We start from the raw sequence: 18,866 nt of genomic DNA on the forward strand, positions 1-18,866 counted from the left end.
CAAATGATTATGTTGTTGAAAGAAGCGTCTGAAAAAAGAATCAGACTAATAACCATTATGGCTTTTGTGTCTATCCCGCTGTCGGGGTTTGTCACAGACATTTACCTGCCTTCATTTCCATCGATGGCCAATGAAATGCATGTCTCGGAAAAAGATATCCAGATTACCTTAACATCTTATTTACTGAGCTACGGAATTTCGCAGCTTTTTGTAGGCGGAATTCTGGACAGTATCGGGCGTTACCGTCCCAAGTTGCTTGCCTTATTTTTATTGGTCAGCAGCAGTATTCTGATTACGATGACCAACAGTATTCTGCTGATCTGTCTTCTGCGAATCCTTCAGGGAGCTGCAGTTTCTGTTCTGGTGGTATCTACCCGTGCTATTTTTGTGGATCTCTATGATTCTGAAAAAGTAAAGCATTATCTGAGCTATTTTACGATTGTCTGGTCATGCGGACCTATCCTTGCGCCCTTCCTTGGTGGATATCTTGAGAAACTGTTTAACTGGCATGCTAATTTTTATTTCCTGGCTTTATATGCAGGAGCCCTGTTCCTTTTTGAATGGTTTTTCAGCGGTGAAAGCCTGCCGGAGAAAAAGAAGCTTAATCTTTCCGAAAATATCAGCCTTTATAAAATGATGCTGAAAAACAGGATTTTTATGCTTGGGGTCCTTATTTTAGGATTCAGTTATTCTATTGTGATGCTTTTCAATATCACTGGACCATTTATTATTGAAAACACATTTCACTTTACTCCTGTTGTGATTGGATATTGTACTCTTATTTTAGGATTTTCATGGATGATTGGCGGTTTTATAGGAAAACACAGACTTAAACTTGACTTTAAAGAAAGAATCCTGCAGCCTATTATTTTACAGCTTATCCTTATCGCAGGACTGATTACAACCAGCTTTTATGCGGAAAGCCTTTTTATTATGGTTCCTTTTGCATTCTTTATTCACATATGTTCGGGGATTTTATTTACCTCATTTTTTACCACAAGTATGCTCTACTTTCCTAAGAATGCAGGAACAGCTGGTGGATTGATGGGAGGCATGGTGTATGTGATCACTTCAATTACCAGTTTCATCATTTCGGTAAGTGGAAATGTCAGTGAACAGGGAGGTCTTGCCTGGCGTTATTTGGCCATTGCCATTATCCTTTTGGGAATTATCCTTGTCATGCATCAGGCAGTGAAAAAAAAAGAAGAAGCAGAGAACTAATCTCTGCTTGTTTTATTTTAAATGAAGTTTCAGAATATTTGTTAAAGCTTTCTGCTATAATTACATTTTCAGTTGATTCAACTTATAAAGAGACAGCCTTATGATCAATCGGGGCAGCCAATACTGAAAAAGTAGTGGTTTCTCCGAATTTTCTTAATTTATTTAAGGTATTTACCAAATCTTCCGTTGATTTAAGAACCATATTAATAAAAAAACAGTATTCTCCTGTGGTATGGACCATGTCGGTAATTCCTGCTATTTTTTCTGTCTCCTTTAGAAATCCCGGGATATTATCCTGGGGCAATTTTATAGCAATCACTACTCTTTGCATATAATTCAGTTTGGGAAATTCAACAGCCACATTAAACCCCTTGATGATACCGCCTTCCTGCATTTTCTTAATCCTTTCGGCTACTGCCGGAGCAGTGAGGCCTACTCTACGGCCTATTTCTGCGTTACTCATCCTTGCATTTGCCTGCAGCTCATTCAGTATGGCATAATGTAGTTTATCTAATAGCATATACAGAAAGAAATTAAAAACATTGATTCTAAAGTTTTACAGTTTTATTCTTTTGAAATGAAAGCCTGATCCTGTAATGTCTGACCTAATTTTACAAAAGAATAACGTACTAACATCAGCATGATGCGTAATACAAATATACACTATTAAATACAAGGATATGACTGAAAAAGAAACATTCAACCTGCCTGTAATTCACGGAATGGCAGTAGTTAGCAGCTCACTTCGCATTCATTATGCAGAAATGGGAAAGGGAGAGAAAGTGATTGTGCTGATTCACGGTTTTCCACAGACCTGGTGGGAATGGCGGCACATTATTCCTCGGCTGGCAGAGGCAGGATACAGAGTAATTGCTGTAGATTACCGCGGCGCCGGAAGTTCCTGGAAACCCGCTTCCGGATATGATAAAAAAACCATGGCCGGAGATATTCATTTCCTGGTAAAAGAGCATCTCAAAATAGAAAGCCCCATTACTATTGTCGGGCACGACATCGGTCTTATGGTAGCCTATGCTTATGTACAGGAATACAGGGAAGAAACATCTCATCTGGTCGTCATTGATGCGCCTCTTCCCGGCACCCATATTTTCGACAAAATACGGACGGATCACAGAGTATGGCATTTTGCTTTTCATAATGTCCGGGATTTGCCTGAAATGCTCATTGCAGGAAAAGAACGCCAATATCTGCAGTCTTTTTTCAACTACCGCATTTATAACACGGCAGCTATTACAGATCAGGATATGGATACTTTTACAATCGCCTATTCAGCACCCGGTGCGATGAAAGCAGGGTTGGAAGTCTATCGTGCTTTTGATCAGGACATTCTGGATAATCTGGATTTTTTAGCAAAAAAAGGCAAACTTACTATCCCTGTACTGGCCGTGGGAGGAACAATCAGTACAAGTGGACCTATAATGAAGGAAATGATGGAGGAAGTTTCTGAAAATGTAACCTCAGTGCGTATTCCAGATACTGCTCATTGGGTGGTTGAAGAAAATCCTGAAGCCTTTTTAAAAGAACTTTTACAATTCCTGAGTCAATAAAGATTTTAAAATAAAATATACCTTTAATACAAATTCAGAATACGATGAGCGAACAGAAGCCCAGAGCTAGAGATCTTGGAATTCCTTTTGAAGGCATTCCCGGAAAATTTAATGCAATCACGGATGTTGATGGTGTAAAAGTAGGTTACAGTACCATTATTTCAAAAGAAAGCAAGAATATAAGAACCGGTGTCACGGCTATTTTGCCCCGTGGAAAAAATAATAACCCTGTTTTTGCAAACTGGTATACCTTAAATGGGAACGGAGAAATGACGGGTACTACGTGGATCACAGAATCCGGCTTCCTTGAAACCCCGATTATGATAACGAATACCAACAGTGTGGGAACAGTCCGGGATGCTGTTCTGAAATGGTTTGTGGAAACAGGCTGGTACAAAGAAGATAACTGGTATACTTATCCCGTAGTTGCAGAAACCTATGATGGTATTTTAAATGACATTTACGGTTTCCATGTAAAAGAAGAACACGTATACGAAGCATTGAACAATTCCGAATCTGGATTCATACAAGAAGGGAATGTTGGTGGTGGCACCGGTATGAGAAGTTTTGGTTTTAAAGCGGGGACAGGAACATCTTCAAGAGTAGTTCAGATAAACAATAAGTCTTATATGGTCGGTGCTCTAGTACAATCAAATTTTGGAGAGAAAAGGCATTTGACAATCGCAGGTATTCCTGTTGGCAAGGAAATTACAAATACAGAGAATTCTGAAATTCAAAACCAGGATCTGTTTAAAGAAGGTGACGGCTCTATTGTAGCGGTCATAGCTACTGACGCTCCCCTTCTTCCTCATCAGCTCAAAAGAATTGCAACAAGAGTTTCTTTGGGAATTGGTGCCGTAGGCGGATATGGAAATAACGGATCAGGAGATATTTTCATAGCATTTTCTACAGCTAACCCCGGTGCTTTTGACAGGGAAAATATAACGCAAGTGGAACAGCTTCCCAACGATGATATGAACCCATTATTTGAAGCTACAGCCCAGTCTGTAGAAGAAGCAATCATTAATTCAATGATTGCAGCCGAAACCATGGAAGGGAATGATGGAAATATAATGTGTCAACTTCCGCAAGATGTTATTATTGATACCTTAAGAAAATACAATAGAATAGCTAAGATATAATTTCTTTAAAAACTTTAAATAGCCGGATGGATATTTTTAACAGCCTCTTGATTTCATATTGTAATGTAATTACTGCATTTACTATTTTTCCACATTGATTCAACTACTGACAGGCCCTTGTCACAATGCTGTTTTACATTTGCAGAATAAATTAAAATCTTTAGAAAATGAATTTAGTATCCATCCGTATTATTACCGCCAACATAGAAAGTCTGGTGAAATTTTATGAGCAGATCACAGGAATTACAGCCATACAGTACACTCCCGATTTTGCTGAACTGAAAACCTCAACAGCCACGATTGCCATCGGAAGCACCAAAACCCTACAGTTTTTTGGTGGGAAAAATATAGCACAGCCAGCCGAAAACCATACGGCCATTATCGAATTTTTAGTTCATGATGTAGATAAAGAATTTGAGCGTTTGAAAGATATTTTATCTTCTTCCATTGTGCAGGAGCCTACTATTATGCCTTGGGGTAATAAATCTTTATTATTCAGAGATCCGGACGGTAATCTGATTAACTTTTTCACACCTGTTACAAAAGAATCAGTGGAAAAATTTGTTCCCAAAAATAGCTGATCTTTCAACAAGACATCAAAAGCCTTTAAATCCTGCTTTAATTAGGCAGGATTTATGTTTTTGAGCATAAGAATTAAAATTCTGTACAATAATTCTTACCGTACACTATTCTCATTTCATATCGCTATCATTATTATTTTCTATTTTTCAGGTGCTATCATCAGTTGATATTTCCTTAAATTGTATCTCTTTAATAGTAAGGAGTAAATACAGAATATTTTCATTAATTTTAAAGGAGTGAATAAGCTTCTGTTTGATTCTAAATGTTTAAATGCAGATCACTAACTGTACCAATAGAGCATCAATTTATGACCAATAAAGATTTTAATTTTAAAAAAGGTCTTATTTTCAGCAAACATACCCCGGAAGAGTTATCCAATTTTGACCGGGTGTTTGATGTTTTTAAAGATCTTCTTACCCATACTTCCGGCGATATTGAAGAAGCCTTTGAGTGGCTTGATATGCTGGATAAGGAATATGATATTTTCACCGACGAATATACGCTTCAGGATTTTGAAGAGGATTTAAAAAAACGAGGCTATATTAAGCAGGAAGAAGATGATAAAGACGGAAATTCAGGAACAGGGAAAGGTAAAAACATACTGACGGCCAAGCTGGAAGCCGCGTTACGTGAATATGCCCTGGATCAGATTTTTGGAAAACTGAAAAAAAGCGGTATCGGAAATCACCGCACCACAAAAGCAGGAATCGGAGATGAAAGAGATGGAGAAAACCGTACCTTTCAGTATGGAGATGATTTGTCAACAGTCAACCTAACGGAAAGCTTAAAAAATGCGCAGATCAATAACGGAATTTCTGACTTACGCCTGACCGAAGACGATCTTATTGTAGAGGAAACCAAGCATAAGGCACAAATGAGTACAGTATTGATGATTGACATCAGTCACTCGATGATCCTTTATGGTGAAGACCGCATCACACCAGCCAAAAAAGTGGCTATGGCGCTGGTGGAACTGATTAACCGGAAATATCCCAAAGATTCCATTGATATTATTGTTTTTGGAAATGAAGCGTGGCCGATAAAAATTAAAGACCTTCCCTATTTAAAAGTAGGTCCTTATCATACCAATACGGTTGCAGGTCTGGAACTGGCCATGGATATTCTTCGCAGAAAAAGAAATACCAACAAGCAGATTTTTATGATCACTGATGGGAAACCAAGCTGTATCCGTTTGCCCAACGGAGAATTTTATATGAACAGCTACGGTTTGGATGACAGGATTGTTTCCCAATGCCTTAACCGGGCAGCGCAGGCCAGAAAACTTAAAATCCCAATTACCACCTTTATGATTGCCCAGGATCCTTACCTGCGTCAGTTTGTAGAAGCATTTACTGCCCAAAACAAAGGAAAAGCTTTTTTAACAGGCCTGTCAGGTTTAGGACAAATGATTTTTGAAGATTATGAAAAAAACAGAATAAAGAGAATATAAAAGATAATGAAAAACGATATTACATTCAAAGAATTAAAAAAATCCGGATATACTGATAAAACGATTAATCAAGAGATTCAGGCTAATTTAATTGCAAAGATTAAAGCCAAACAGCCTGTATTTGATGGACTGTGGGGTTATGAAGACACGGTAATTCCACAATTAAAAAAAGCCATTCTTGCCGGTCACCACATTAATCTTTTAGGTTTACGCGGCCAGGCAAAAACCAGGATTGCCAGAAGTATGGTGGATCTTCTTGATGAATATATGCCGGTTGTAAAAGGCTCTGAAATTAATGACAGTCCTTTTCAGCCTATCTCAAAGTATGCCAGAGACCTTATTGCTGAATATGGTGATGAAACGCCTATCTCATGGGTTCACCGTTCCGGACGTTTCTTTGAAAAACTTGCTACGCCGGACGTAAATGTGGCTGATTTAATCGGTGATATAGACCCCATCAAGGCGGCAACTTTAAAATTACCCTATTCCGATGAGCGTGTTTTGCATTACGGAATGATCCCCCGTGCCAACCGCAGTATATTTGTATTGAACGAATTGCCGGATCTACAGGCCAGAATTCAGGTTTCTTTATTTAATATTTTACAGGAAGGCGATATTCAGATCCGTGGTTTTCAGTTGAGAATGCCTCTGGATATCCAGTTTGTTTTTACAGCCAACCCGGAAGATTACACCAATCGTGGCAGCATTGTCACACCTCTTAAGGACCGGATCGGTTCCCAGATCTTTACCCATTACCCGAAGACAATTGCTCTTGCGCGGCAGATTACGGAACAGGAAGCAAACATTTCACCTAATGATGTTTCGCAGATACAAATTCCTGATTTAGCAAAAGATCTTTTAGAGGAAGTTGCTTTTGCAGCCCGGGATAGTGAATATGTAGATGCTAAAAGCGGTGTAAGTGCCCGTCTCACCATCAGTGCGATGGAAAACCTGGTGGCAGCCGCCAAATTACGGCTCATTGAATCCGGTGCTGAAAAAACGACCGTGCATCTCCTTGATTTCTTATCCATAGTGCCTTCTATCACAGGAAAAATTGAACTGGTATATGAAGGCGAGCAGGAAGGTGCAGATTATGTGGCGAAAATATTAATTGATAAAGCCGTCATGACACAGTTTGAAAGTATATTCCCACGCATCTCCAAACTGGAAAAAGAAAGTATAAAGACTCCTTACACCGATCTGATCAAGTGGTTCAATAAAAATCACCTTGAGCTTAATTACAATGATACAGACGAAGAGTTCTACACTAAGCTTAACAGCATAACTCCTTTGGTTACTTTAGTTGAAGAAAATGCTGCCGAATTAAATACTGAAGATCAAAACTTTTGCAAAGAATTGGTTTTATGGGCTTTAACGATCAGTAAAAAATTAGACAAATCCGAAAATCAAAACACTTTTACATTTGACTCTGCCGATATTCGCCAGTTTCTAAGAAACTAGAAAAACGATTTCAGTATAAGTACTGCTGAACATAAAGTAACCGCTTCGAAATGAAGCGGTTACTTTTTTGCTTTCCCTTTTATGTAAATATACCTGATCGCTGTAAATATTACCATCTGATACAGTAAATACTTTAACTTGTTACCCTTCTTCCTTCTAATCCTTACATACTTCAGCTGCGGCAATTAAGGCCAACGCTCATTATTTAAATTTTCTAGATCAATTTTTTACTATTTAAAATAATCATATCAACAAAATCATCATATTATTGGAAAATTTAACAGTTTGAGTTTGCTAAATAATTTCAATTATGATGTAAATTGGAACAGGATTGGAAAGTAATTTGAATGATCAGTAATTTAAATTCTGAGATTTCCTTTCAGATAACACAAAACACACAAGATGGAAAAAAAAACAATAAACCACAAGCGTGGTAAAAGAGAGAAAATCGCCTTAATCATTGCAGGGATTCTATTAATTCTAGCGTTTACTTTCCCCTTTTTGCTGAATATTTATCTCAAAAATAAACTACCGGATCTGGTGAACGAAAAAACGCCTTACCAGATCAGCCTTAAAGATTTTAATCTTAATCTTTTCAGAGGTGATATTTCCGCCAACTCGATAATCATTAAAACCAAGCATACTACAGATCCTTCGGTTACCTTGATCAATGGAAATGTTAAAAGCCTGCGTATCCAGAATTTTGGGATCTGGGATGCTGTTTTCAATAAATCTTATCATGTAAACGATGTACAGCTCATTGATCCGGAGGTGAATGTTACATTGGGAAAGCCAAAAGAGAAAAAAGATCCGGCCAAAAAGAAAATCAATTTTGAAATTCAGAATATTTTAGTGACCAATGGCAATATATCTGTTAAAGACAGCAATAAAAAGGATCTTGTTACCGGAAAGAATGTAAATGTTAACCTTAAGGATATCAAGCGGAGTGAGGATACATCAAAATTACCTATTGAATTTAAAAGTTTTAAAGTTGATGCCCACGATGTACTTATTACGGTAAACGATTTTTATCAGATCTATGCTTCAAAAATTGATGCTAAAAATAAGCAGCTCAATATTTCACAATTTCATTTGAAACCTATTGAAAGCCCGGCACTGTATAATGCAAAGAATGTTTTTGACCTGAAAATAAATGAACTAGCGGCGGACAATTTCAACGTTAGCGAGGATTCTCTGATCATTGACAATGCAAAGTTTATCAGGCCTCAACTGATAGTGACGTCAACTAATAAAAAGGAGGTAAAAGAAAATCCCAAAGAAATTAATCTGAAAATAGGGATCAGGAATCTTGATTTCAGACAGGGATCTGTTCTTGTTCAGCAAAGGGATAAAACAAAAGTGGCTTCTGTAGATAATTTCCACCTGAATTTAAAGGATATTGTTTTCGATAAAAATACGGTGAAAGAAAAGATACCCTTTGCATTTTCCACCCATACTATAGAATTTGAAAATATCTATTTTAAAACGGATCCTTTACAGGCCGTACATATTACAAAGATTACTTCCAATGATTCCAGTATCTTAATTAATGAGCTTCAATTCAAAGCAATTGGTACGAGTACTATGAAAGATGTTTTTAATATTAAAACGGAAAAAGTAGAAATACTGAATAATACTTCAAAATTTGCAGGTCAGCAACTGCAGCTACAGCTTGGCGCTATCAATGTTTATCAGCCACAGGTAGAAATCATTGCTGCAACCCGTAAAATAAAAGCCCCGGCAAAAAAACACACGGCGGCGCCGGACCTGTTGGCACATCTTGGAAAGCTTAAGATTATAGATGGAACTTTTGTTCAGAAAAAGGAAGGTCAGCAGAAAATAAAGGTTGATAATTTTAATGTTGAGCTCAATTCAGTGATGACGGATCGGAATATCCTTAAAGAATCCATTCCTTTCCACGTTAAAAGCCAGCTGATTACCGCCCGGAAAATCGACGTTGATGCCGGCAAATATTACCGTCTGAAAGTAGACCAAATTAAAAATACCGGCAAAGTAACGGCTTTGAATAACTTTGCTTTTCTTCCCAAATATTCGAGAGCCCAATTTAACCGTTTGATCGCTGTTGAGGAGGATCTTTATACCATCAAATCAAAATCCATTATGATTACGAATCATAATTCAGCGATCGGAAGCAAAACCAGCATCGATCTGGATCAGATTGTTTTTGACGGTATCGACTGTAATATTTATCACGACCTTGCGCCACCTGATGATATCGGAGTGCGGTATATGTTCAGCAAAAAACTTCGCGATATCAAATTCCCACTGTATATCAGGCAGATTGACATCAAGAAATCAAAACTTTCCTACGAGGAAGTAGCAGAGAAAGCAAATATACCTGGAAAAATTACTTTTGGGGATTTTAATGCAAAGATCCGGGATGTAAATAGTGCAAAGATGAAGGGAAAACCAACGTTGGTAAAAGTAGATTCAAACTTTAATTTTTTTGGAAATGCTCCAACGGATGTGCACTGGCAGTTTGATGTGGCCAATACAAATGACGATTACGCAATTAACGGCACTATCAGAACCCTGTCTGTAGAAAATGCGAACCTCTTTGTAAGACCTTACCTTAATGTAAGCCTTGACGGACAGATTCAGTATCTGAAATTTGATTACAAGGGAGATAGTGGGAAAATAGGTGGGAATTTTTATTTTAAGTATACTGATATGCATGTTAACTTTTTAAATAAAAATACAGGGAAAGAAAAAAAACTTCTGAGTGCCATTGCCAATATCTTCGTTAAAAATGATTCCAAGGGAGAGCCTAGCCATGTGGAAGTGGATATCAAACGTGATCCCAATAAGAGTTTCTTTAATACTTTGTGGCAGGGAATTATGGAGGGTCTGAAAAAATATCTGATTTAAACTCAGTTCTGACTAGAAGCCTGACAATGGGAAGTTATGAGGTGAATGATTTCTGAAAGTTAATAAAACTTTAAAATAAGGACAAAAAAAGAGAAAATGAATGTCATTTTCTCTTTTTTAATTAAACAGAAACATAAAGCTTCTGAACCATATATTATACCAAAGTGGTAGGATGAAATTATCGTGAAACTGAATATTCTTTCTTATTTAAAAGAATCTCTACCATTACTTTTGCAATTCTCTCTCTTTCTTCATCTGACACATTAGAACCTGAAGGCAGACATAAGCTATTTCCGAACAGTTGTTCAGCTACTTTTTCTCCGTAATAAGGAGCATCTTTAAATACGGGTTGTAAATGCATTGGCTTCCAGATAGGTCGGGACTCGATATTCTCTTCCAAAAATGCAAGACGCAGATCTTCTGCTGTTTTTGATGATTTTGTTTCATCTATTGTAATAACAGATAGCCAGTGATTGCTGTAGAAATCAGAGCTTGGCTCGGTAAACAGGTCTACCCCATCCATATTTTCACAAATTTCAGCATAAAAATCGTGCATTCTTCTGCGGCCTTCTACTCTTTCATTCAAAACTTCCATCTGTCCGCGTCCGATTCCGGCACTGATATTACTCATTCTGTAGTTATATCCAATGTGGGAATGCTGATAATGAGGAGCATCATCTCTTGCCTGTGTGGAAAGAAATACGGCTTTATCTTTATCTTCCTTGGAATGACATACCAAAGCTCCACCTCCTGAAGTCGTAATAATTTTATTACCATTGAATGATAAGATGCCAAAACGTCCAAAAGTACCGCAAGCTTTTCCTTTATATTTGGAACCTAATGATTCGGCAGCATCTTCAATTAAAGGAATATCATATTCTGCAGCAATTGATAGAATTTCATCCATTTTTGCAGGCATTCCGTAGAGGTTAACTACAATAATAGCTTTGGGCTTTTTACCTTTTGCAATTCTATCTTCTATGGCTTCCTGTAAAGCTACCGGACACATATTCCAGGTATCTTTTTCGGAATCTATAAAAATTGGAGTAGCTCCCAGATAAACAATAGGATTGGCAGAGGCTGAAAACGTCATAGACTGGCATATTACCTCGTCTCCGTGATTTACATCACATTCAATCAATGCAAGGTGTAAAGCAGCGGTTCCTGCAGAAAGTGCAGCTACATTTATGTTTTCATCTAAAAATAATTCCAGATCCTTTTCAAAACCATCTACATTAGGTCCCAACGGCGCTACCCAATTGGAATCGAATGCTTCTTGAACATATTTTAGCTCATTTCCTCCCAAATGGGGGGACGATAACCATATTTTTGTTTTCATATTTTCTACTTTTATATTATTCAAACTTCTACTTTTTATTACTTTACCTGGATTACCCACTACAGTACTACCATCCGGCACGTCACTGATAATAACTGCTCCTGCGCCAATGGTGCACCATTTTCCAATTTTTATTCCCTGTATGACGCTCACTCCAATCCCAACATGGGTTCCTTCCCCTATAGAAACGTTTCCAGCCAATGCTACATTGGGAGATATGTGAACAAAGTCTTCGAGCATACAATCATGATCAATAGATGCATTGGTATTGATAATACAGTGCTTTCCTATTTTTACCGCTGCGTTGATTGTAACGCCGGGCATCACAATTGTTCCTTCGCCAATCTTTACTCTCTGGGAAAGTACTGCCTTGGGATGAATAAGGGTGATATAACTGAACGGATTATCCTGATCAACTATTTTTTTCCTAAATCTGTTATTGCCTATAGAAATAAGTATTTCTATATCATGTGTTGGAATTTCATGAATAACGGTATAATTTAAAACTTTTTCTTTCGACAGATTTTCATCGATGTAAGCTTCAATACTATAACCGCATTGTTCAGCGACTTCTGCCACTACTTTGCCATGACCACTTGCTCCGTATAAATACATATTCTATCTACATTTAAATTAATTATTCCCATTAAAAGCTTCTGCAGTTGCCTGCCCAACCTGGGTTATGCCTTCTTTTTTCAATACTTTTTTCAAAGTCAGGAGCAACACTTTGATATCTGTTGCCAGAGATAAATTATCGATATACCATATATCAAGTTCGAATTTCTTCGTCCATGAAATGGCATTTCTTCCATTTACCTGCGCCCAACCTGTAATCCCGGGACGTATGCTGTGTCTACGCTTCTGGGACTCATTATATAATGACAAATATTGTGGCAATAGAGGTCTCGGACCTATAATTGCCATGTCTCCTTTTAATACATTAATCAATTGCGGAAGCTCATCTAAAGAGGTCTGACGTATAAAACTTCCGACAGGTGTCAAGCGTTCCGAATCAGGCAGGTAATTACCCTGACTGTCTTTTTTATCATTCATGGTCTTGAACTTAATGATGTTGAATATCTTTTCATTAAGACCTGGCCTTGCCTGAAAAAAGAATGGCTTGCCCTGATTTGCGAAGTATAGTAAGATCATGACCACAATAAAAACAGGTGATAAAACAACAAGCCCTATCAATGCAATCAGGAAATCTATCATTCGTTTGAAAAAAACTTTATACACAATATTCTTTTTCTTTAAGTAGTTTTTTATATTCACTTAATAAGGCATTCCAGATCACTGACTGCTCATACCGTGACTCAATCATCGGCCGTGCATTCATTTTTAACTGCTGGTAATACACTGTATCCGATTTCATTCTTTGCATTGCTTCTTTAAGCTTTTCGGTATTTTTAACCGGAACTATGAGTCCGTTTTTATCATCTATAATAATTTCGTTGCACCCATTGATATCAGAAACTATACTTGGCAACCCCATTGCCCCTGCCTGCATCACTACATTTGGAAATCCTTCGCGATAACTTGGAAAAGCCAATACATCAGAAACCGCAAAGTAGGGACGAACATCTTTCTGAAAGCCTACATTAATGATATCCGGATTGTTTTCTATTTCATTTAACGTATCTGCAGGTAACGGGTCTAATTCCTGTTCCAGAGGACCTACCAATAATAATTTGAAGTTTTGTTGCGCATCTTTTGCTTTATTCACAAGAGAGAATGCTTTAACTAACTCATTAATTCCCTTATCACCTACCAAACGTCCTACAAATACAAAAACAAAATCTGAATCTTCTATATTCAATTGTTTTTTCAATAGGTCTTTCTGGGATTTGGAAACTTGTTCTGGTGAAAAAAATAAAGTATCAATCCCGTTTGAAGATCCGTTTCCAATTACTTTTAGTTTGCTTTTACGGGTATAATTATTTTGCAGGATATATTCATACAAGCCTTTTGAGTTTGGATAAACTTTTGTTGCAGATGCATAGGTCAGCTTTTCTACAATATCTAAAATACTGCGTTTTGTACCGGTTACTTCCATCAGAGGTAAACCCGCTACAGTATGCAACCGATGAGGAACCCCTGCCAGTTTTGCGGCTAGCATCCCGACAATACCTGCTTTAGGCGTATGGGTATGAACGATTTCCGGTTTTTCTTTTTTTAATAGTTTATAAGTACTCCATAAAGATTTAATATCTTTTATTGGAGTAATCTGGCGAGACATATCAATTGCTATCACTTGTATTTCCTCATCATTTTTTACTTCCTCCAGTTCTTTTCCATGCGAAGAAACTCCTATTACCTCAAAATGTTCAGACATAAATCGATGCTGCCCCTTTAATAATAGCTTTAAAGAAAGTGGAATTGTTGTTATACGTATTAATTTAGTTTTCAAATTTTTTATTTATTTTCTAATATTTTGAACCAATTAATAATTTTCCTTTATATCCTTTGTGTGGTGTTTTTTATTTACTCTTTTTCGATAAATATTAATAAACGAAAATAATATTGATAATTCCTTATTTTAGGAATTTTTTAAATATTATCGCTATACTATGAATCAGCTTTAAAATCTTACTTATTTCACATGAAATTAAGCTTGAAATCAATTCTGTTTCAATAATCAATAATTTTCGTTCTGTCTTTGTGTGTTTTATTTGAAGTATAAATAGTTTTTGTAGAGATTACCATTATGTTGAATCAAATACAATAGTAAAATTCTAATAAAACTATTTACTGATATAGAAATATCTTAAAAATTCTTAATTCTACATTAATGCTATTATTTATGGATCTCATTAATATTTAAATTTACTATTATCTTTAACATTTTTTAAAAGTGATTCTGTAGAATTATCAATTTTATTATTGATATTAAATTTATAGTTGTTCATTTGAATCATAGGATACAATCCAAATTGATCTCTTTTTTCAAAAGGTTTTGTTACATTATTGGTAACAAACTTATCTATTTTAAAGTAGCCTGTCATTTCTTTGATGTTAGGTTTAGATTTATATCCTGCGATATAAATTCCTGAATTTGCATTTTCAACTGAGATATTAGTGCAGGAAACTGTAACAGATTTTGATATAGTCTGATTACCATATTGTCCCAAATGCAGATCTATCCCAACATTCGCATTATTTATCTTAACATTTTCAATATTAATATTCTCTAATTCATTGGAACTATCATCCGGTTCAATATCAATACCGGCCATAGGGTTAGTTCCATTAACATTTGTAATTAACAGATTTTTTATTAATATATCTTTACCTCCAGCAATTGTTATTCCATTTCTTCGAACATTATCTATAATCCCACCTATAATGTTAATATTTTCCGTTTTTAACAATTTATCTTTTGTAATTCCCGCTCGGATGTTTCTCATTGTTTTTACTAATACAATCCCATCCCCCCAGCAATCTGATATATTAACATTATAAATTTCAATATTTCTAGATCCTCTAATATCAATACCAAATCCCCATTCACCTTTAGAGTCCAAATGTTTATCGCGATCCCCTATTAATCTAGGATTGTAGATTTTAACATTTTCAACTCCATGTAAACTTATAATCTGATATCTTATATTAGCAGTGGGCTTTAATATTAGAGAAGAATTTTTCTGAAAATATATTTGTGAGTTTGACTGTGCAAAAATTCCACTCGTCATTAATGGAAAGTTTGGCATTATTACTTTTTTGTTGCCATCTACAGCTTTTTGTATATAATCTGTGTAATCAACTGTTCCGTCTTTCACATATCCTTTTGGAAGCGTTGTTTCGATTTTGAAAAAATCATTAGTCTGCACTGTGATATCCTGGGTTAAAATTAAAGATTTATCAATTGCCACCTTATCTTTTCGCTGCGAACAGCAGATTATAGAAAAGGTTGACAGGCCTAATATTAAAAATGATTTTATAATTTTCATAACAAATCTTTTATATTATTTTTTACGATTCTATATTTTCCGCTATTTTCTACCGGAATCTCATTAACATAATGTAAATGTATTTTCATAACATTCCCAACTCTGTCTTTCCAGTTTTCCATAAATATTTTTTCAATTTGCTTTGAATAGATTTCTTTATCGGTAACCACATATAGCTCCAACTCATCTAATTTATTCTGTACAGCCTGAAATCTTATAATCCCTTTTGTATCTTTTAAGGTATTGGAAACATTTCCTAAATTGATTTTCCCATTTTCAACCGAATAAATAAAATCATCTATTCTACCCAAAATTTCTTTAACCAAAGGATTATTATTTCCACAGGTACATTTCTTATCAAATTCTTCAAGGGTTATTGAATCTCCGATATCATATCTTATCAATGGAGTTCCAGCTGTTGTAAATGAAGTCACCACCAATCTTCCCGATTTTGTAGGTTGATCATTTTCGTCTAAGACTTCAAAAACACCGGTTTGCAATTCCAAATGAAGATTTCCTTTTTCGCACTCAATTATAAAAGGGGCACCTTCAGAAGATGCATATTGATTATAAAGTTTTGTTTTAAAAAATTTCTCAATATAGTATCGTGTTTCTTCTGTAATGGTTTCTGCAGTAGGAAAAACCGCTTTTACTATATTTTCCGGAAAGTCATATCCGTTGGCAATACCATATTTGGCAATTTCCAATATTGTGGAAGGGAATCCCACTAAGTATTCAGGGGCATAACTGATTAGATTTTCTACATAATATTTAAGATAATCATCTTTGATATGGAATGTAGAGTAATAGCGAACATTATGAAAAAAATCTGTTTTCCAAAACCTATTCTTTTTAATATCCTGATCTGTTAATAAACTCTTTCCCGAAAACCAACCTGTCTTTTTTCCCAATTCGTAACCAAATCTGGATCTGAAATCATCCAGAAAAGCAAATCTTTCCTGACTGTCTCTGAAAAAAAACTTAACTTCCAAAGATTTCCCTGTAGTACCTCCCGTTTTCGATTTTTCTAATTTTTCAGAAGTTTTTACCATAATATCTTCAATATTATTACGGAGTACTTCTTTATTAACGATTGGCAGACTGGAAATATTTTCAAGCAATTGAACATTCTCAATATGACCAATTGATTTTTTATAATATTCCGAATTCTGAATTGCAAATTCTATAAACTGTGAGTACCTGTTTTTTTGATATTCTTTCAATTCTTCTAATGATAACGTGCGATTTTCTTTTTTCTCTTTCCTGAAATTTTTATATTCGCCACCATATCTTCTTTTATAAGCCTGCCTGTTATAGATATAGACCATAAAATTCTGAAGAAAATCAGGTAGTATTTTATATACTTTCTCTTTCATCTAAAAACCTTGTTTAATCATTAATTTAATAAAGTTTGAAAAATCAATATTCTTCAATAATGAAGCATATTTTCTATAGAGTAAATTTTTCAAATATCTTTTTTCGTCTATAGAAGTTACTGTAGAAAAATCTAAATGGTAGATAATAGACCTTGTAACGTCTGACTTCACCTTACTGTTGTTTTCGGCTTCCTGTAAATACACTTCAGTAATTACAGGTGAATAGGCTATTCCAAATTCTTTAGCCAATCTCATCCACAAATCCATGTCTTCTCCTCTGGATAAACGCTCATCAAATAGGTTTGCTTTCAACAATGCTTTTTTACTTACACAGACACAAGATGTGTGTATAATTCCTTTTCTGATCACTTTTTTGAAATAATCTATAATAATTCCTTCCTTAAGCTCTTCCGGTTTTCTGTTATTTATGAGATTCCCTGTAACATATTTTCTTGCAAAATTAGTAACAAAAATATCTGCTGAGTTTTTGTATTTTGTAATGAGCTTATTTATTTCTTCCAAATGATTGGGTAACCATTCATCATCAGCATCTAAAAATGCAATATATTCATATTGGGATTTCTCTATTCCTAAATTACGGGCTGATGAAACACCTCCATTATTTTTATTGAATAATTTGATTCTTGAATCATTAATTTCATTGACAATGTCCGGTCCTTTATCTTTACTACCATCATTAATAATAATTATTTCAAAATGCTGATATGTTTGATTCAGCACTTTAAGGATTGTTTCCTTAATATATTTTTCTTTGTTGTACAAAGGGATTACTACTGATATCATTATTTTAAATTAAAAATTAAAAACAGGGAAAAACAAATAAAAAAAACTCCTAATAGATTAATAAATCCTATTTTCTTATTGGTTTGAGTGTATGGATACATTAAGAAGGGAATGAAAATCCAAGACAGAAAACCAAAACGGTCACTAAAAGCTGCTGAAAACATAAGAAAGAAAAAAGATGATGTCAGCATGTAAGTTACATAGAACCTTTTGTACCTTAAGTACTCTTCAATATTTTCAATATTTTTAAGAGTATAATAACCTATAATCGCAAATATGGTATTAAATGCAAAAAAATTAATTCTAAAACCAGTCTTGTAAGCAATTTGAGAACCCTTTGCATAATATTGATCCAGTCTTTCCTGTACCAAAATATTAATTACAGGAATTTTACCCAAAAGCTCATTGAGATTAAAATTCACTAATGACAGTATCGTAGCCACTATATAAATGGAGAATATAACTTTGAGATTACTAATTTTAGTGGACATTAAAAAAACGGCAATAGGAATAATAATAGAAGCGTGATTGAAAAACGCAACAATAAAAAATACAATAGATAACCATTTTTTCTTATCAAAAAATGTTACTGCCAGGAAAAAGAAGGAGAAGGAAATTCCCTGTCTTGTTGTATTAATTCCCATAGTTTTAAAGAAAAACATGCTTATCACAATAAAAAAAACAAGAAATCTGTTTTTTTGAGTTAAGTTTCTTATACCTATAATAATAGGCACCACATACAGTATAGCGTTTAATGTAAAAAAAGCTTTATAATTATCACTCAGCTTACGGGCTAGTAATGAAATAAAATATGTCCCTATATCCTTTAATTCACTTAAAGATCTTACAACTCTGGCACCGGTAAAATAGATCAATGATCTTTCTGAATCCGAGCCTACTTTTTTATCTCTAATGCCTATCAATAATATCATTACCAATGCATAAAATAATAATAATAAATTTTGAATATCATCAGAGTTTTTTCTTCTGCTAACATACTCATTGATTAGAATTACAGCAAAAAGCGCTACACTTAAATAAACAAGTGTAAACCTCAGATTAAATGCATCTATAATAGCTTCCATTT

The 18,866-nt window shown here is 35.1% G+C and carries 15 protein-coding genes and 1 pseudogene; 7 read left to right on the plus strand and 9 right to left on the minus strand.

Features of this window, described 5'->3' with window-relative positions; genetic code table 11:
• Positions 1 to 12: 12 nt before the first annotated feature.
• The gene (locus QF044_RS09760; RefSeq protein ID WP_373462679.1) at positions 13 to 1,221 is read left to right on the plus strand and encodes an MFS transporter; all 1,209 of its coding nucleotides are present in this window, start codon (positions 13 to 15) and stop codon (positions 1,219 to 1,221) included.
• A gap of 82 nt (positions 1,222 to 1,303) precedes the next feature.
• On the opposite strand, the gene QF044_RS09765 is transcribed toward QF044_RS09760, so the two are convergent.
• On the minus strand, positions 1,304 to 1,741 hold the full coding sequence (locus QF044_RS09765; RefSeq protein WP_307266324.1) for an Lrp/AsnC family transcriptional regulator: 438 nt from the start codon (positions 1,739 to 1,741) through the stop codon (positions 1,304 to 1,306).
• A gap of 160 nt (positions 1,742 to 1,901) precedes the next feature.
• Between QF044_RS09765 and QF044_RS09770 the strand changes: the two genes are divergently transcribed.
• The 6 genes from QF044_RS09770 (at position 1,902) to QF044_RS09795 (ending at position 10,310) form a co-directional block, all read left to right on the plus strand.
• Positions 1,902 to 2,786, plus strand: a complete 885-nt coding sequence (locus tag QF044_RS09770) for an alpha/beta fold hydrolase (protein WP_307266326.1) — start codon at positions 1,902 to 1,904, stop codon at positions 2,784 to 2,786.
• Between the two features lie 44 nt (positions 2,787 to 2,830).
• Positions 2,831 to 3,928 carry a P1 family peptidase gene (locus QF044_RS09775; RefSeq protein ID WP_307266329.1) on the plus strand — a complete coding sequence of 366 codons (1,098 nt, stop codon included), beginning with the start codon at positions 2,831 to 2,833 and terminating at the stop codon, positions 3,926 to 3,928.
• Between the two features lie 167 nt (positions 3,929 to 4,095).
• Positions 4,096 to 4,509: a VOC family protein gene (locus QF044_RS09780; RefSeq protein WP_307266332.1), complete on the plus strand. Its 414-nt coding sequence runs from the start codon at positions 4,096 to 4,098 to the stop codon at positions 4,507 to 4,509.
• A gap of 308 nt (positions 4,510 to 4,817) precedes the next feature.
• A complete protein-coding gene (locus tag QF044_RS09785; RefSeq protein ID WP_307266335.1) occupies positions 4,818 to 5,960 on the plus strand; it encodes a VWA domain-containing protein in 1,143 nt (380 codons plus the stop codon).
• 6 nt (positions 5,961 to 5,966) lie between these two features.
• Positions 5,967 to 7,421: a sigma 54-interacting transcriptional regulator gene (locus tag QF044_RS09790; RefSeq protein ID WP_307266337.1), complete on the plus strand. Its 1,455-nt coding sequence runs from the start codon at positions 5,967 to 5,969 to the stop codon at positions 7,419 to 7,421.
• 402 nt (positions 7,422 to 7,823) lie between these two features.
• On the plus strand, positions 7,824 to 10,310 hold the full coding sequence (locus tag QF044_RS09795; RefSeq protein ID WP_307266339.1) for a hypothetical protein: 2,487 nt from the start codon (positions 7,824 to 7,826) through the stop codon (positions 10,308 to 10,310).
• Between the two features lie 178 nt (positions 10,311 to 10,488).
• On the opposite strand, the gene QF044_RS09800 is transcribed toward QF044_RS09795, so the two are convergent.
• The 8 genes and pseudogenes from QF044_RS09800 to QF044_RS09835 all read right to left on the minus strand — a co-directional run bounded on the left by QF044_RS09800 (position 10,489) and on the right by QF044_RS09835 (position 18,864).
• The gene (locus QF044_RS09800) at positions 10,489 to 11,649 is read right to left on the minus strand and encodes an aminotransferase class I/II-fold pyridoxal phosphate-dependent enzyme (RefSeq protein ID WP_307271980.1); all 1,161 of its coding nucleotides are present in this window, start codon (positions 11,647 to 11,649) and stop codon (positions 10,489 to 10,491) included.
• A gap of 54 nt (positions 11,650 to 11,703) precedes the next feature.
• Positions 11,704 to 12,264, minus strand: a pseudogene (locus QF044_RS09805) (acetyltransferase); the annotation flags it as partial.
• An 18-nt stretch (positions 12,265 to 12,282) separates the two neighbouring features.
• Positions 12,283 to 12,888: a sugar transferase gene (locus QF044_RS09810; protein ID WP_307266341.1), complete on the minus strand. Its 606-nt coding sequence runs from the start codon at positions 12,886 to 12,888 to the stop codon at positions 12,283 to 12,285.
• Positions 12,881 to 14,068, minus strand: a complete 1,188-nt coding sequence (locus tag QF044_RS09815; RefSeq protein WP_307271982.1) for a glycosyltransferase family 4 protein — start codon at positions 14,066 to 14,068, stop codon at positions 12,881 to 12,883. Before QF044_RS09815 ends, QF044_RS09810 begins: the two co-directional genes overlap by 8 nt.
• Before the next feature lie 394 nt (positions 14,069 to 14,462).
• On the minus strand, positions 14,463 to 15,599 hold the full coding sequence (locus tag QF044_RS09820; RefSeq protein WP_307266343.1) for a right-handed parallel beta-helix repeat-containing protein: 1,137 nt from the start codon (positions 15,597 to 15,599) through the stop codon (positions 14,463 to 14,465).
• Positions 15,596 to 16,975 carry a phenylacetate--CoA ligase family protein gene (locus tag QF044_RS09825; protein WP_307266344.1) on the minus strand — a complete coding sequence of 460 codons (1,380 nt, stop codon included), beginning with the start codon at positions 16,973 to 16,975 and terminating at the stop codon, positions 15,596 to 15,598. Before QF044_RS09825 ends, QF044_RS09820 begins: the two co-directional genes overlap by 4 nt.
• Entirely contained in the window at positions 16,976 to 17,779 is an 804-nt protein-coding gene (locus QF044_RS09830; protein ID WP_307266346.1) for a glycosyltransferase family A protein, read from the minus strand. It lies immediately after the preceding gene.
• Complete coding sequence (locus QF044_RS09835) at positions 17,779 to 18,864, minus strand: EpsG family protein (protein ID WP_307266348.1); 1,086 nt, start codon at positions 18,862 to 18,864, stop codon at positions 17,779 to 17,781. Before QF044_RS09835 ends, QF044_RS09830 begins: the two co-directional genes overlap by 1 nt.
• Positions 18,865 to 18,866: the final 2 nt, after the last annotated feature.

This window comes from Chryseobacterium sp. W4I1 (genome assembly GCF_030816115.1).
Classification (GTDB): domain Bacteria; phylum Bacteroidota; class Bacteroidia; order Flavobacteriales; family Weeksellaceae; genus Chryseobacterium.

Excerpts from the sequence above, each read along its gene's own strand:
- QF044_RS09765 (WP_307266324.1), bottom strand. The coding sequence starts at position 1,741 with ATGCTATTAGATAAACTACATTATGCCATACTGAATGAGCTGCAGGCA.
- QF044_RS09770 (WP_307266326.1), top strand. The coding sequence starts at position 1,902 with ATGACTGAAAAAGAAACATTCAACCTGCCTGTAATTCACGGAATGGCA.
- QF044_RS09775 (WP_307266329.1), top strand. The coding sequence starts at position 2,831 with ATGAGCGAACAGAAGCCCAGAGCTAGAGATCTTGGAATTCCTTTTGAA.
- QF044_RS09780 (WP_307266332.1), top strand. The coding sequence starts at position 4,096 with ATGAATTTAGTATCCATCCGTATTATTACCGCCAACATAGAAAGTCTG.
- QF044_RS09785 (WP_307266335.1), top strand. The coding sequence starts at position 4,818 with ATGACCAATAAAGATTTTAATTTTAAAAAAGGTCTTATTTTCAGCAAA.
- QF044_RS09790 (WP_307266337.1), top strand. The coding sequence starts at position 5,967 with ATGAAAAACGATATTACATTCAAAGAATTAAAAAAATCCGGATATACT.
- QF044_RS09795 (WP_307266339.1), top strand. The coding sequence starts at position 7,824 with ATGGAAAAAAAAACAATAAACCACAAGCGTGGTAAAAGAGAGAAAATC.
- QF044_RS09800 (WP_307271980.1), bottom strand. The coding sequence starts at position 11,649 with ATGAAAACAAAAATATGGTTATCGTCCCCCCATTTGGGAGGAAATGAG.
- QF044_RS09820 (WP_307266343.1), bottom strand. The coding sequence starts at position 15,599 with ATGAAAATTATAAAATCATTTTTAATATTAGGCCTGTCAACCTTTTCT.
- QF044_RS09825 (WP_307266344.1), bottom strand. The coding sequence starts at position 16,975 with ATGAAAGAGAAAGTATATAAAATACTACCTGATTTTCTTCAGAATTTT.
- QF044_RS09830 (WP_307266346.1), bottom strand. The coding sequence starts at position 17,779 with ATGATATCAGTAGTAATCCCTTTGTACAACAAAGAAAAATATATTAAG.
- QF044_RS09835 (WP_307266348.1), bottom strand. The coding sequence starts at position 18,864 with ATGGAAGCTATTATAGATGCATTTAATCTGAGGTTTACACTTGTTTAT.